The organism is Salmonella sp. SAL03688, from assembly GCF_046551895.1.
GTDB lineage: Bacteria > Pseudomonadota > Gammaproteobacteria > Enterobacterales > Enterobacteriaceae > Salmonella > Salmonella enterica.
In genome coordinates, this window is sequence record NZ_JBGDVI010000034.1 from 17,097 (window position 1) to 32,047 (window position 14,951).

The following is a 14,951-nucleotide window of genomic DNA, read 5'->3' on the forward strand; positions in this document are numbered from 1 at the left end:
ACCCGCGCTGCGGGCAGCGCAGTCATGCGGAGTATGATAACGAAAACAGGGGGCAAGGGATGTTGCTTAATAAGATGTGTGGTCGTTGTCTGTCGGCAATCAGTTTATGCCTGGCCGTAACATTCGCTCCACTGTTCAATGCGCAGGCCGATGAGCCTGAAATGATACCTGGCGATAGCGCCGTTGCCGCGACGGATCAGGCTGGGCCGCAGAAGCAATCCGCCGCGACGGCGATTATGGCCGGGATTCAGCCGCTGCCGGAGGGCGTTTCAGCCGAGAAAGTCCGGGCTGATTTACAGTCGCAGCTTCCTTCCGGCTATACGCCGGTCTATATGAGCCAACTGACATTGCTGTATGCCGCGCGCGACATGAAGCCCATGTGGGATAATCGCGATGCGGTGAAAGCCTTCCAGCAACAGTTGGCGGAGGTGGCGATTGCCGGATTCCAGCCGCAGTTTACCGCCTGGGTGGCATTGTTGACCAATCCCGCCGTAAACGGTATGGCGCGCGATGTTGTGTTGTCAGACGCCATGATGGGCTATCTCCATTTCATTGCGAATATCCCCGTCAAAGGCCAGCGCTGGTTATATAGCAACAAACCTTACGCATTGGCGACGCCGCCAGTCTCGGTGATTAACCAGTGGCAAATCGCGCTGGAAGAGGGCCAGTTGCCGATGTTTGTCGCCAGCCTGGCGCCGCAGCATCCACAGTATGCGCCCATGCATGACGCGTTGCTGAAGCTGGTGGCGGACTCTCGCCCGTGGCCGCAGTTGGCCAATACCGCGACGCTGCGCCCGGGGCAATGGAGTAACGATGTGCCTGCGCTGCGCGAAATATTACAGCGTACGGGGATGCTGGATGGCGGTCCAAAGATAGCCTTACCCGGCGATAACACTGCTGATAGTGCCGTCGTCAGCCCCTCCGCCGCGGTAGTCGAAACATCGGTGGCGCAGCCGGTCGACGAACCAACGGCCCGCCGTAGTAAGTCGGCTCCGGCGGCACGCGCCTACGATCGTGAACTGGTCGAGGCGGTAAAGCGTTTTCAGGCATGGCAAGGGCTGGGGGCGGATGGCGTTATTGGCCCGGCGACGCGTAACTGGCTTAATATGACCCCCGCGCAACGCGCAGGCGTACTGGCACTGAATATCCAACGTTTACGCCTGCTGCCGGCGGAACTCTCTACCGGTATTATGGTGAACATTCCCGCTTATTCGCTGGTCTACTATCAGAATGGCAACCAGGTGCTGGCTTCGAGGGTGATCGTCGGGCGTCCCGATCGTAAAACGCCGATGATGAGCAGCGCGCTGAATAATGTGGTGGTGAACCCGCCGTGGAACGTTCCGCCCACGCTTGCGCGTAAAGACATTTTACCGAAGGTGTGGAATGACCCAGGCTATCTGGAGCGCCATGGCTACACCGTGATGCGTGGCTGGAACAGCAAAGAAGCGATCGATCCGTGGCAGGTTGACTGGGCCACCATTACGCCATCGAATCTTCCGTTCCGTTTCCAGCAGGCGCCAGGCGCGCACAATTCGCTGGGGCGTTATAAATTTAATATGCCGAGCTCAGATGCGATCTATCTGCACGATACGCCTAACCATAATCTCTTTCAGCGTGACGCCAGGGCGTTAAGTTCCGGCTGCGTGCGGGTCAATAAGGCCTCTGAACTGGCGAATATGCTCTTGCAGGATGCTGGCTGGAACGATGCGCGGATCTCAGGCGCCCTGAAGCAAGGCGACACGCGGTATGTCAATATCCGGCAGAACATTCCAGTAAATCTTTACTATCTGACCGCGTTTGTCGGCGCAGATGGACGTATGCAATATCGTACAGATATTTACAATTACGATCTCACAGCGCGATCCAGCGCACAAATTGTGCCAAAGGTTGAACAATTAATCAGGTAAATGAAGAAGTTCTGGTAAATATGTTGTCCTAATGTTTGGCTTCAACGGGGCGTTTCGCTGTAGACCCCCGTTGTGGCTGGGGGAGGGCCATCTTGACGCGGGCTTTATCGGCAGTTAAGGTGCCTTTCGTGCGCCAGAAGTGCATATACAACAACCTTTAAGTCGACCGGGCCGTTCAGAAGTCTGTGCCAGCCGGTATCATGTCTGCTTAAAGGTAGAAGTGTATTAACGATAACATTGACCTGTAGACCTGATTATCATGGACAAATTTGACGCTAATCGCCGCAAGCTGCTGGCGCTTGGTGGTGTCGCTCTCGGTGCCGCCATCCTGCCCGCGCCAGCGTTTGCCACACTCTCGACCCCACGCCCGCGCATTTTGACGTTAAACAATCTCCATACCGGAGAGTCAATCAAGGCGGAGTTTTTCGATGGAAGAGCCTACATTCAGGATGAATTAGCAAAGTTAAACCATTTTTTCCGTGACTATCGCGCGAATAAAGTCCGATCAATCGATCCCCGCCTGTTTGACCAACTTTACCGACTTCAGGGGCTGTTAGGGACGCGTAAACCTGTGCAGCTCATCTCAGGCTACCGTTCTCTTGATACCAATAATGAATTACGCGCCCGTAGCAGCGGCGTAGCGAAAAAAAGCTACCATACAAAAGGGCAGGCGATGGATTTTCATATTGAAGGCGTGGCGCTGAGCAATATTCGCAAAGCGGCGTTATCTATGCGCGCAGGTGGTGTAGGATATTACCCACGTAGTAACTTTGTGCATATTGATACCGGGCCGGCGCGGCACTGGTAATCAGCGAGGCTTAATCAAAGGAGCAGTATGAACTATCGTATTATTCCGGTCACCGCGTTCTCCCAGAACTGTTCATTAATCTGGTGCGAACAAACCCGGCTGGCGGCGCTGGTCGATCCGGGCGGCGACGCGGAAAAAATTAAACAGGAAGTGGACGCCAGCGGCGTGACGTTGATGCAAATTTTACTCACGCATGGGCATCTCGATCATGTCGGCGCGGCGAGTGAACTGGCGCAGTATTACGGCGTTCCTGTTATCGGTCCGGAAAAAGAAGATGAGTTCTGGCTGCAAGGACTGCCGGCGCAAAGCCGCATGTTTGGTCTGGATGAGTGTCAGCCGCTGACGCCTGATCGCTGGCTGAACGACGGCGATCGCGTCAGCGTGGGGAATGTGACGTTACAGGTGTTACATTGTCCGGGACACACGCCGGGACACGTAGTTTTCTTTGATGAACAGTCGCAACTGCTGATCTCCGGCGATGTGATTTTCAAAGGTGGCGTCGGGCGCAGCGATTTTCCTCGCGGCGATCACACCCAGTTGATTGACGCCATTAAGCGTAAATTATTGCCGCTAGGCGATGATGTGACCTTTATTCCTGGCCACGGCCCGCTCTCTACGCTCGGGTACGAGCGTCTGCATAATCCCTTCCTGCAAGATGAGATGCCGGTCTGGTAAGCAGAATGAAAAAGCCTGCAATGTGCAGGCTTTTTTATCGGTCACGCCAGTCGGCAGCTTTTTACAGTACCGCGACAATGGCTTCGCACAGCGGCGCCATATTATCCGGGGTCATGCCCGCCACGTTTACGCGACCAGAAGCCACGGCATAAACGCCAAACTCTTCACGCAGACGCAGCACCTGATCTTTGGTCAGACCGCTGAATGAGAACATCCCGTTCTGCTTGATAATAAAGCTGAAGTCACGGTTCGCGCCTTTTTCCTGCAAGGTATTCACGAACAGTTGACGCATACGCTGAATACGCTGGCGCATGTCCGTCAGTTCCTGTTCCCAGATAGCGCGCAGGGCATCATTACTCAGGATAGTCGCGACGATGGACGCGCCGTGCGCTGGTGGGTTGGAGTAGTTAGCGCGAATGGCGGATTTCATCTGGCTAAAAGCGCGATCCACGGTTTCCGCATCGGCAGCCACGAGGGTGCAGGCGCCGACGCGCTCATTATATAAGCCGAAGTTTTTGGAGTAGGAGCTGGCGACAATGAGCTCTTTATGCAGCGCGGCAAAGGCGCGCAGACCTTCCGCATCTTCTTCCAGGCCGCGGGCAAAGCCCTGGTAAGCGAAATCGAATAGCGGCAGCCACCCTTTTTCAACGGAAAGCTCAGCCAGAACCTGCCACTGTTCCAGAGTAGGGTCAATGCCGGTTGGGTTATGACAGCAACCGTGGAACAGAACCACATCGCCGGCCTGTGCTTCGCTCAGGCTGGCTTGTAGCGCTTCAAAATCCAGCGTGTGATTTTCCGCATCGTAGTAAGCGTACTCCCGAACTTCCAGGCCGGCAGCGTTAAACACGCTTTTGTGGTTCGGCCAGCTGGGGTTGCTCACCCACACCCGTTTTACCGGAGTATTTTTTGCCAAAAAGTCGGCGGCAATGCGTAACGCGCCGGTACCGCCCGGCGTTTGCGCCGTGCGTGCGCGCTTATCGTTAATCAGCGCGCTGCCTTTGCCGAACAGCAGTTCCTGAGTGCAGCGAGCAAATTCCGGAATCCCGTCAATGCCGAGATAGTTTTTCGTCGTTTCATTTTCCAGTAAATACTGCTCGGCTTTTTTAACGCTGGTGAGCACCGGTGTTTTGCCGGTTTCATCTTTATATACGCCAATGCCAAGGTTAATTTTCCCTGGACGGTCATCGGCGCGAAACAGATCGGCCAGGCCCAAAATCGGGTCGGCAGGAGCGGCGGTTATGTTCTCAAACATGACGAGGTTCCATTATAGTTACAGAAGGGAAATCCGCTATCAGGTTAACGGCAGATTTACAAAATGCCAACCGTTAGCGCTAAAAAGCCCGCCTGTTTTTAAAAGACGCACATTTTCTCTAAGAGAGATAAAAAAACAGGACCGAAGTCCTGTTTTTGAGGCATAAAACAAAGGGGTCTGCTGATCAGAACTGGTAAGTAATACCGACAGCCGCCTGATCGTCGGTGCCAACGTAGCTGGAGCTGTAGTCGTTTTCGTCCAGCAGGTTGAAACGGTAGTCAACCCATACGTTCATGTTTTTGTTGAAGTAGTAAGTCGCGCCCGCCTGAATATATTTCGCCAGATCGGCCGAGCCGTCGGCGCCGTTCAACTGCTTACCTTTACTCTGCACATACGAGATTGCCGGACGCAGGCCGAAGTCAAACTGGTACTGAGCGACCACTTCCAGGTTCTGCGTTTTGTTTGCCATTTCCACGGTATCGGTAACCGTATTTTCAACAATGCTCATATTGCGGGTTTCAGCATATACGGCAGCCAGGTAGACGTTGTTTGCATCATATTTCGCGCCAACGGCCCATGACTCTGCGCGATCGCCATTACCATCGCGATCCTGCTGATCGTTAGTACGCTTGCTGTTGCTGTACGCTGCGGTGACGCCAAAGCCGTCGAACTCATATGCCATGGTGTAACCTACGCCATCGCCATTCTGAGAGTTAATGCTGTGGTTGTCCTGATTTTTACCCTGATACTGGATACCGAAAGAGAGACCGTCCACCAGACCAAAGAAGTCAGAGTTACGGTAGGTCAACAAACCGCCAGCACGGCTGGTCATGTAGTTATCAGTATAGGCGCCGCCCCAGGTTTCGCCGGAGAAGTAGGGGGCCATATCGGTATAGGATTCAACATCGTAAACGATACCGTAGTTACGACCATAATCGATTGAACCCACTTCCGCGTATTTCAAACCCGCGAAAGCCAGACGGACCAGATTCGAGTTCTGCTGTTCGCCTTCAGCGCGGTCTGCTTTAGTACGGTATTCCCACTGACCGAAACCGGTCAGATCGGTGTTAATCTGCGTTTCCCCTTTAAAACCAATCTGGGCATAAGTCTGGTCGGCATTTTTGCTATCGCCGGTCGTTGTCCATACGTGACGACCCACGGCTTTACCGTACAGATCCAGCTTATTACCATCTTTATTATAAATTTCTGCTGCGTTTGCGGTTGCAGCAGCCAGCAGGGCAGGGATCACCGCTGCCAGGATTTTGCGCTTCATCATTATTTATTACCCTCATTGGTTTTTTTATATGACACCTGCCACTGCCGTCAATAAATTCCGTCAATAAAACTTTACAGAAATATTGATGAGAGTTTGGTGTCTTTATGTGTCTGACAGGCATCTTTCCATTCAAACTAACGTTTCGCTACCGTGAAAGTGCTACAAAGATAAAGATTTAGTTTCAAAAGGAAAAAATATGTAAGCAAATGTTATTTTTACGGAACTTTGTGAACAACGTCAAACTTCCCCTGAGTTCTCGTTTTGATTTGATCGTTTTTCTTTTATCACTATGATTTTATTGTGATTATTGGCTTGCAACACCGTTGTGTCTGAAAAAGCAGCAGGCGAGCTATTTCATAAAAATAGCCATTTGGAAGTCTTGATGTCTGAAATTGTGGTTAAAAATTGTGCTATTAGAACAGAAAAATCTAATCCGCAATAAAATTAAGGATTAATTTTTATGTGTAAATATTTTCGTGAAATATACAGTAACAAGATGTTGTAATTCAGAGGGTTGTAATTAAATTTATTTACTTATTGAGAATAAAACTGACATTCAGGCGAAAAAAAGGCCAGCATAGCTGGCCTTGAGTGTGACGTAAAAATCAGAAGCTGGCGTTGCGTGGGGTCCGTGGGAACGGAATAACATCGCGCACGTTTTGCACACCCGTGACGTAAGCGATAAGGCGTTCAAAGCCCAGGCCAAAGCCGGAATGCGGTACAGTACCGTAGCGACGCAAGTCGCGATACCACCAGTAATCCTCTTTATTCAGCCCCATTTCGGCCATACGGGCATCCAGCACATCCAGACGCTCTTCACGCTGGGAACCACCGATGATTTCGCCGATTCCCGGCGCCAGCACATCCATAGCCGCCACGGTTTTGCCATCTTCGTTAAGGCGCATGTAAAACGCTTTAATTTCTTTCGGATAGTTTTTCACCACTACCGGCGCTTTGAAATGCTCTTCCGCCAGATAGCGTTCGTGTTCGGAAGAGAGGTCGACGCCCCAGAACACCGGGTTTTCAAATGTCTTACCACAGCGTTCCAGAATGGCGACCGCATCGGTGTAATCCACCTGAGCGAAGTCGGTGGAGACAAAACGCTCCAGACGAGCGATAGCGTCTTTATCCACGCGTTCGGCAAAGAACTTCATGTCATCCGCACGCTCTTCCAGAACCGCCTTGAAGACATATTTCAGCATGGCTTCCGCCAGACGGGCGTTGTCTTCCAGATCGGCGAACGCCACTTCCGGCTCCAGCATCCAGAACTCCGCCAGGTGGCGGCTGGTGTTGGAATTTTCCGCGCGGAAGGTCGGCCCAAAAGTATAGATTTTGGACAGCGCACAGGCATACGTTTCACCGTTGAGCTGGCCGGAGACGGTCAGGAATGATTCTTTGCCAAAAAAGTCTTTGTCAAAATCTACTCTGCCCTGGTCGTTACGCGGCAGGTTTTCCAGATCCAACGTTGAGACGCGGAACATTTCGCCAGCGCCTTCGGTATCGGAAGCGGTAATCAGCGGGGTAGAGACCCAAAAGAAACCCTGCTCATCGAAGAAGCGATGCAGCGCCTGCGCCAGAGTATGGCGGACGCGCGCTACCGCGCCAATCAGGTTGGTGCGCGGGCGCAGATGTGCGACCTCACGCAGATACTCAATGCTATGGCGTTTTGCCGCCATCGGGTAGGTATCCGGATCTTCCACCCAGCCTGCGACCTCTACTTTCGTGGCCTGGATTTCGAAACTTTGCCCCTGTCCCGGCGACGCGACAACCTTACCTGTTACTACCACGGAGCAGCCTGTCGTCAGGTGTAATACTTCTTCATTATAATTGGGCAGAGAATTATTAATGACAGCCTGTACAGGATCAAAGCAGGAGCCGTCATAAACGGCGAGGAAGGAGATGCCAGCTTTTGAATCTCGGCGGGTACGCACCCATCCGCGCACGGTGACTTCTTGGTCAACGGCTACACGGCCCTGGAGTACGTCGGCTACAGGCACAACGCTCATAATATTCTCTCTAGTTAATAGTCGGAAAAAATAAACACTTGTCCACCCGAAATGGGGGTATTCCTATGTTACCTGGCATCTGCAATCAGACAAGCAGAAATCGCATCTGGAAGCAGGTTTTCAGAAAGAAACCTGTAAAAAGTTCGCACCTGCTCGCGAACCATTGAGAATTTAGGCTGGTTTTGCAAGCTTTGCGCACGTTACTCGATCAGGACGCGCATCTCTTGCTTGGCGTTTTGCATCACGACAATCGTTTTAAAAGACTTTATATTGCCTGAGGAAAAGAAAAGCTCACGGGTAAGCGCTTCATATTCCGCCATGTCACGAACATTGAGCACCAGTAAAAAGTCGAAATCGCCCGTTACGTAGTAGACCTGCTGCACCTGCGGGCAACTGACAAACCGTTGACGAGCCTCTTCCAGTAAATTGAATCGCTCGTTTTCGATCACCACCTGCACCACAATCGTGACCGGGCGTCCCACTTTGCCAGCATCAATAAGGCTGACATTGCCTTTAATTATGCCCGCCTCCTCCAGTGCCGCGATACGACGATTCACTGCCGAAGGTGAAAGATTGACCTGTTCGGCGATTTCCCGCTGAGAAAGACGATTATCGCGCTGCAATAATGTCAGAATGTTTTTATCCCAGGCGTCAAGCTTCATATCGCAAATAACCTCTTTAATGTGATGACTATCACTGTGCGCAATTTTGCTGCGTCCAGGTCGTTAAAAAAAGGTGAAAATTGTACGACGATGGGCATTTTCGCGCCATTTAACAGCAATAAGCATAGTACTATCATAATCAGTGGAATAAAGAAAAGGACGTAATAGATATTGTGCGACTCTTTTATCAGTACGGTTTATTAAAGTGAGGATAACCACTACTACAGCCACAAAACGCGAGTTCTTTACTTGTTTCTACTCAATAATTGCCAAAAACATATTATTTCAATAAATAAACTTTAACAAAAGGTATCATTATGCATGAACTTATTAAATACCAGTTTAATACACGTCGGAAAAAATATGGTACAGGAGCGGCCTTAAGTTTGCTTAACGGAAATGTTGGGCGTGAGGTGTTAGCATTTCATAAAAAATTACCCAATTATGCCGTCACGCCGTTACATAATCTGGCGCATCTAAGCCGGCGGCTTGGACTAGGGTCCATCCATATTAAAGATGAGTCCTGGCGTTTTGGTCTGAATGCTTTTAAAGGTCTGGGAGGCTCTTATGCTGTAGGAAAATATCTCGCTGATAAATTGCAATGTGATATTAACTCGTTAAGTTTTGCTGCCCTTAACACTCCTGAGATTAAAGAAAAAATTAAGGATTGTGTTTTTGTTACCGCGACGGATGGCAATCATGGCCGTGGTGTGGCGTGGGCGGCGGAGCAATTAGGTCTAAAAGCCGTCGTTTATATGCCTAAAGGATCATCGTTAATCCGGGCAGAGAATATTCGCCATCATGGAGCTGAATGCACCATCACCGATCTGAACTACGATGATGCAGTGCGACTGGCCCATAGAATGGCGCAAACAAAAGGCTGGGTGCTTTTGCAGGATACAGCCTGGACAGGGTATGAAGAGATCCCAACGTGGATTATGCAAGGCTATATGACACTAGCGGTTGAAGCTTATGAGCAGCTCGCAGAAACAAACAGTCCGTTGCCAACCCACCTTATTTTACAAGCGGGGGTGGGATCGTTTGCTGGCAGTGTTATGGGTTATTTTGTTGAAAAAATGCAGGAAAATATCCCTAATATTATTGTGGTTGAGCCGCATCAGGCCAACTGTCTTTATCAATCCGCAGTTATGAATGATGGTCAACCTCACTGCGTCACTGGCGATATGGCGACGATAATGGCCGGGCTTGCGTGTGGGGAGCCGAATATTATCAGTTGGCCTATTATTCGGGACAACACCAGTTGTTTTATTTCCGCTGATGATTGTCTGGCGGCTAAGGGTATGCGCATTTCTGCCGCGCCGCGTCCAGGCACTGATACGCCTTTTATTTCCGGCGAGTCCGGAGCTATTGGCGTAGGGTTACTTTATGAGTTGATGAACAATATGCATTATCAGGATCTTGCTAATCGCTTACAGCTTGATGCCAATGCTCATGTTTTGCTTATTAGCACCGAAGGCGATACGTCCCCAGATATTTATGAAGATATAGTCTGGAACGGACGCAGTGCTTAAACATTACGACTAAAAAATTAGATAATAAAGGCAGCATGTAAAAAACGCGTTTTTTATACGCATAATAAACCTAATGCAGGAAGCAAAACTTCATAACAATATACCATTAAAACGGCATTTAGTGAGTAAGGGATGCTCCTACCCGCTGACTTTCCAGTTTAGTGTTGTTGGCAAAATTCAGGATTACGCTGAACTGGAAAGATTATTTCTGAGACTGAACGAATTAATTTAAATCCGAGGTCATTATGTTAGAGCAACTTTCACAACTCTTTGAATTTCTATGGGGTGGCCCATTATTTTTGTGTGTCATCGGCATTGGCTTTTATTTTACAGTACGCCTCAAATTTTTCCAGATTATCAATTTAAAAGAAATTTACCGTAATACAATTGGTACACTTGCCGGAAAAAATAAACAAAACACTACTGGCGAGGCAGCGTCTAAAAAATCCTTAAAATCAATAGAGGTGGCTGCCACTGTGCTATCCGGCTCATTAGGCGCGGGAACGATCGCAGGTGTTGCTGCGGCTATTGCGGTTGGCGGACCTGGGGCAATTTTCTGGATGTGGATCATTGCGGTCGTGGGTATGATGACCAAAATGGTTGAAGTGACGCTGGCGGTGAAATACCGAAGTAAAGGTGAGAATGGCGAATATTATGGCGGCCCAATGCATTATATTAAGAAAGGGCTCAATAAAAAATGGCATCCCCTGGCAGGATTATATGCGTTTGCATTAATGATTCTGGTTATTACGGATGCCTGTTTTGTGCAAACTAATACGATGGCGGCGGTCATTCACTATACGTTTGACATCCCAACAAGCGTCATTGGGGGATTTATTGTCATCGTAGGCGCATTGGTTATTTTAAAAGGACTCGCCAGTCTTGGTAAATTCTGTACGATTGCACTTCCACCGATCACCATTGCCTATTTCATTGGTGCCGCTGGTGTAGTGGTATTGAATATCGAGGCTATCCCACAGGTTATAAAAAGTATTTTCTATTATGCCTTTGCCCCTGCGCCAGCAGCCGGTGGCTTTGTCGGGTCAACCATCATGATGGCCATCAGTAAAGGAGCCAGTCGCGGAATATTCACTAACGAAGCCGGCATGGGTACCTCGGCCACAGTACATGCTACTGCCAACGTGGATTATGCTTTCCGTCAGGGAATGTGGGGGGCAGTGGAAGTATTTTTTGTTTCAATGATTACCTGTAACTTTACCGCATTTGCTGTACTTGCTTCTGGTATGTGGACAGACGCCAGTTATCAAGGTATTCAGATTATCTTTGCCGCCTTAAAAGAAACATGGCATCCGATTATTGTTCAGGTTCTCTGTCTCGGTGTGGCGTTGATTCTGTTTACTTCTTATCTTGGTTCATATATTAAATTTCGCACTTCGATAAACTATATCTTTGGCGATAAGCTAGAACGCATCATTAAATGGCTATATTTTTTGCCGCCACTGATTGCCGTTAATATGGAAATCCCGGTAATCTGGTTAATGGCTGATATTGCTGTCGGTTTTCTGGTTATCCCCAACGTAATTGCTCTGTTCTTGCTGCGTAAAGAATTTATTAGCGAATTCAATATATTCAGAACGCGTACACAGCGGGACACTAATTCTGAAAAAACAACGCAAATTACGCACGTAAATATGTCGAAGAGTGAAGGGGAAGAATAGTCACCATCGCGGCCAGAACAGGTAAGATGGTCAGAAGAGTAACAAAGCGCCCACTTTCCGGGCGCTTCGCACAGGCATGGTTAACTTGCTTTACGCACCTGCGGGAGATCGAACGCTTTACGCAGCGCGCGCACAAACGCTTTATCATGACAGATCGTTTTACCGGGGCTGTCGGAAAGTTTAGCCACCGGCTTTCCGTTACATTCCACGAGCTTAATCACGATATTGAGCGGTTTTACCTGAGGGATATCGCAGGTCAGTCGGGTACCGATGCCGAAGCTTAACTGCACGCGAGAGGCGAAATGGCGATAGAGCTCGACCGCCTTTGGCAGATCAAGGTTATCTGAAAAGACCAGCGTTTTTGTCAGCGGATCAATCCCCAGCTTTTCATAATGGGCAATCGCCTTTTCGCCCCATGCGACAGGGTCTCCTGAGTCGTGGCGTAACCCCTGATAACGGCTGGCGAATTCAATGCCGAAATCGCGTAAAAACGCATCCATTGTAATGCAATCTGTCAATGCGATACCAAGCTGGTCCGGATATTCGTTAAGCCAGGCGGCCAACGCGGCACGCTGGCTGGTCGCCAGGTCCGGACTGATTTGTTGATGCGCCTGGAACCATTCGTGCGCCTGAGTGCCCATCGGCGTCAGCGCCAGGCGACGCGCGAGATCATAGTTGCTGGTGCCGACGAACCATGACTCCTGCTGGAGACGTTTAACTATCGCCTGCTGCACTTCACGAGAGAAACGGCGGCGGGTGCCGAAGTCCATCAGGTGGAAGCGGGACATATCGAGATTGGCGGTTAACGCAGTGAAATCAACCAGCTTACTTTCCAGCGCGTCGAGCGCCTGAACAACACCCGCGTTTGGCGAGCGGTAGTGATGAACCAGCTCACTGATCACGGCCAGCAGCGGCACTTCCCACATAATGACTTCACGCCACGGGCCGGTTAAGCGAATATTCAGCTTGCCGTTATCGTTGGTGACACAGACTTGAGCCGGGTTATAGCGAAACTCGCGTAACCAGTTCAGATAATCCGGTTTAAAAAAGGGCAGGCCGGAGAGCCACTGGAACTCGTCCTCCTGGAGGCGCAGGTGCTGCATCGCGTCCACCTGCTCGCGAATAGCATCGGCATAAATACCCAGCAGGTCGTCGCCACGGCAACGAAACTCAGCCGCTACCTGCACATCATAGTAGTGGTGAAAAACGGCTTGCTGCATATGCAACTTATAAGCATCTGTATCCAGCAACGAGTGCAGAACAGGAGAAGCGAATTGTGTCATAGGTGCGCTGTTGCGTCCTCTCACGGGAGCGTTTAGTACAATAAACAACTAAGAAAACCGCTGGAGTATACCTTGTTTAGCGATTTATTGAACCCCGATCACACCATAAGCTGTCTTTAGGGTCGAGCGCATTTCGTGCCCCATGTTATAAAAATGTAGCGATGCGACTGCTAACCCCTTGAATTTAAGGATTTCTACTGCGCTGCTACCATGCTTTGGGGCAGTGATGGGGCATAGCGGGAAAGTGCCTGGTTGAGCAGAGAAACCTGTTCTGCGCTCTTCTCTGACATCCACTTTCCATACACCTTGTAAACCATCTGTGCATCGGTATGCCCCATCTGCGTTGCTATAAAGTTTGGGTTAGCACCAGCTGATAATGACCAGCATGCATAGGTATGTCGTGACTGATACGCGTTACGGTAACGAATGCCGGCACGCTTGATTATCGGGGCCCAAATTTTATTAATGGAATTAACCGCGTAGTGATATCCTGTGCGAGGTCCACGTTTGACGCATTGAGGGCTGAATACGAACGTGCAGGGCTGAATGACAGATTGTCCATATTCCCGCAACTTCACTTCAACCTCAAACTGCCGGCCAAGGCGTGTCAACTGGGCCTGATTCCTCAGGGCATCAATAGCTGGTTGAATGAGATATATCACCCTGTCAGTACCTGCGTCGGTTTTTGGCAGGGTGAACTCATCCGTCTGGGTAAGGTTGCGCTTCACAATGATCGTCCCGGCATGCAGATCGATATCTTCCCAGGCCAGACCGCACAACTCCCCATGCCTCATTCCGGTATAGACTGCCAGTGACCAGAGATTTCTCATCTGCTGGTGTCCGCATGCCTGGATAAACCTGATGAACTCGTCTGTCGTGAGTGGATCTGGTTCCCCTTTCGCTTTCTTGAGACGGTTAATTCCGCTAAACGGGTTTTCCTTTGCATAGCCGTTATCTGTTCCAAACTGGAAGATCTCGGCCATCAGCATCATGTAATTATTCACTGTGGACGATTTCCGGCCTTTAACCTGAGTCCGGTGATCCTTCTTCATTACCTGAAAGCCCGTCAGCAACTCCTTCCTGACATACAGCAAATCCTCAGTAGTCACCGCAGAAACCATTTTGTTTTCGCCGATGAGTGGAAGCATGTTTTTTATGATAGATTCGTACCTACTCATGGTATTAGAGCTGATCTCCATTCTCTTCAGCTCGGACCATCTTTCGGTAAGCTCCAGCACAGTAATTTCCTTTCTATCCTGACCGAACCGGGCAAGGTTCGGTGAGTTTGGGAATTTTTCCACATAGTTAAAATTCCCCATCCTTATCGCAAAACAAACCGAAGAACGCAGTTCGCCAGCTATCTTGCGATTTTTTGCAGTGTCAGGGATACCAAGGTTTTCCCTGACACGTTTACCTTTATACAGAAACCAGATGCGGAGCGAACCGCCGTGGTTTTCGACGCCTGTCGGGTATGATGCATTAGCCATTAATCCCTCCTGACGTCCAGGAGCATTGACGAGTGTACTGCTTTTCATGTTGTCTTCGCACCTGGTTGATTTTTTTTCTGCGCCTCGATCCACTGATCAACGGCTTCTCTGTTGTATATGCATTCGCTCGAAGGCTTCGGATTTCCGTCTGGTGAAATGTGCAGGTACTCGCGGCCCAGCATCCAGGATTCTTTTCTGGCGCGGGTAATGGTTCCGGGCTTAAGCCCGGTAACCGCAATCAGAACTTTTTCGCTAACCCACTTGTTTGGCGTCAGTTGGATAATGTTGCTCATCGTTTTCTCCAGTGGCCCCGCAGCGGGCCATCGCTAATATTCAGTTTGCCTGTGCTGGCAGATTTCTAAGTTTCCGGACGCCGATCATTGC

Annotated in this window: 12 protein-coding genes; 5 read left to right on the forward strand and 7 right to left on the reverse strand. The window is 49.9% G+C overall.

Annotated elements, in window-relative coordinates:
• Positions 1-59: 59 nt before the first annotated feature.
• The 3 genes from ldtD (at position 60) to ACLJR2_RS22330 (ending at position 3,390) form a co-directional block, all read left to right on the forward strand.
• Positions 60-1,907 carry a L,D-transpeptidase gene (gene ldtD, locus ACLJR2_RS22320; RefSeq protein ID WP_000925895.1) on the forward strand — a complete coding sequence of 616 codons (1,848 nt, stop codon included), beginning with the start codon at positions 60-62 and terminating at the stop codon, positions 1,905-1,907.
• A 259-nt stretch (positions 1,908-2,166) separates the two neighbouring features.
• Positions 2,167-2,715 carry a YcbK family protein gene (locus ACLJR2_RS22325; protein ID WP_000357052.1) on the forward strand — a complete coding sequence of 183 codons (549 nt, stop codon included), beginning with the start codon at positions 2,167-2,169 and terminating at the stop codon, positions 2,713-2,715.
• A 27-nt stretch (positions 2,716-2,742) separates the two neighbouring features.
• Complete coding sequence (locus tag ACLJR2_RS22330; protein WP_001109478.1) at positions 2,743-3,390, forward strand: MBL fold metallo-hydrolase; 648 nt, start codon at positions 2,743-2,745, stop codon at positions 3,388-3,390.
• Positions 3,391-3,451: 61 nt separating this feature from the next.
• Here the strand turns inward: ACLJR2_RS22330 and aspC are convergent, their stop codons facing one another.
• The 4 genes from aspC to ACLJR2_RS22350 form a co-directional block, all read right to left on the reverse strand.
• Positions 3,452-4,642 (reverse strand): aspartate transaminase, encoded by a 1,191-nt coding sequence (aspC, locus tag ACLJR2_RS22335; protein ID WP_000462653.1) that lies wholly within the window; start codon positions 4,640-4,642, stop codon positions 3,452-3,454.
• Positions 4,643-4,826: 184 nt separating this feature from the next.
• Complete coding sequence (ompF, locus tag ACLJR2_RS22340) at positions 4,827-5,918, reverse strand: porin OmpF (protein WP_000977709.1); 1,092 nt, start codon at positions 5,916-5,918, stop codon at positions 4,827-4,829.
• Positions 5,919-6,523: 605 nt separating this feature from the next.
• Positions 6,524-7,924 (reverse strand): asparagine--tRNA ligase, encoded by a 1,401-nt coding sequence (gene asnS / locus ACLJR2_RS22345; protein ID WP_000117867.1) that lies wholly within the window; start codon positions 7,922-7,924, stop codon positions 6,524-6,526.
• Between the two features lie 200 nt (positions 7,925-8,124).
• The gene (locus ACLJR2_RS22350) at positions 8,125-8,586 is read right to left on the reverse strand and encodes an Lrp/AsnC family transcriptional regulator (protein ID WP_000762342.1); all 462 of its coding nucleotides are present in this window, start codon (positions 8,584-8,586) and stop codon (positions 8,125-8,127) included.
• A gap of 317 nt (positions 8,587-8,903) precedes the next feature.
• Here ACLJR2_RS22350 and dpaL point away from each other — a divergent pair, with 317 nt between their 5' ends.
• Both dpaL and ACLJR2_RS22360 read left to right on the forward strand, forming a co-directional pair.
• Positions 8,904-10,118: a diaminopropionate ammonia-lyase gene (gene dpaL, locus ACLJR2_RS22355; protein ID WP_000544858.1), complete on the forward strand. Its 1,215-nt coding sequence runs from the start codon at positions 8,904-8,906 to the stop codon at positions 10,116-10,118.
• Positions 10,119-10,363: 245 nt separating this feature from the next.
• Complete coding sequence (locus ACLJR2_RS22360; protein ID WP_000893191.1) at positions 10,364-11,797, forward strand: alanine/glycine:cation symporter family protein; 1,434 nt, start codon at positions 10,364-10,366, stop codon at positions 11,795-11,797.
• Between the two features lie 80 nt (positions 11,798-11,877).
• On the opposite strand, the gene pncB is transcribed toward ACLJR2_RS22360, so the two are convergent.
• From pncB to xis, 3 genes are all read right to left on the reverse strand, one after another.
• The gene (gene pncB / locus ACLJR2_RS22365) at positions 11,878-13,080 is read right to left on the reverse strand and encodes a nicotinate phosphoribosyltransferase (RefSeq protein ID WP_000191409.1); all 1,203 of its coding nucleotides are present in this window, start codon (positions 13,078-13,080) and stop codon (positions 11,878-11,880) included.
• A gap of 194 nt (positions 13,081-13,274) precedes the next feature.
• Entirely contained in the window at positions 13,275-14,567 is a 1,293-nt protein-coding gene (locus ACLJR2_RS22370) for a tyrosine-type recombinase/integrase (protein ID WP_001262307.1), read from the reverse strand.
• 44 nt (positions 14,568-14,611) lie between these two features.
• Positions 14,612-14,860, reverse strand: a complete 249-nt coding sequence (gene xis / locus ACLJR2_RS22375) for an excisionase Xis (RefSeq protein ID WP_000065276.1) — start codon at positions 14,858-14,860, stop codon at positions 14,612-14,614.
• Between the last annotated feature and the right edge of the window lie 91 nt (positions 14,861-14,951).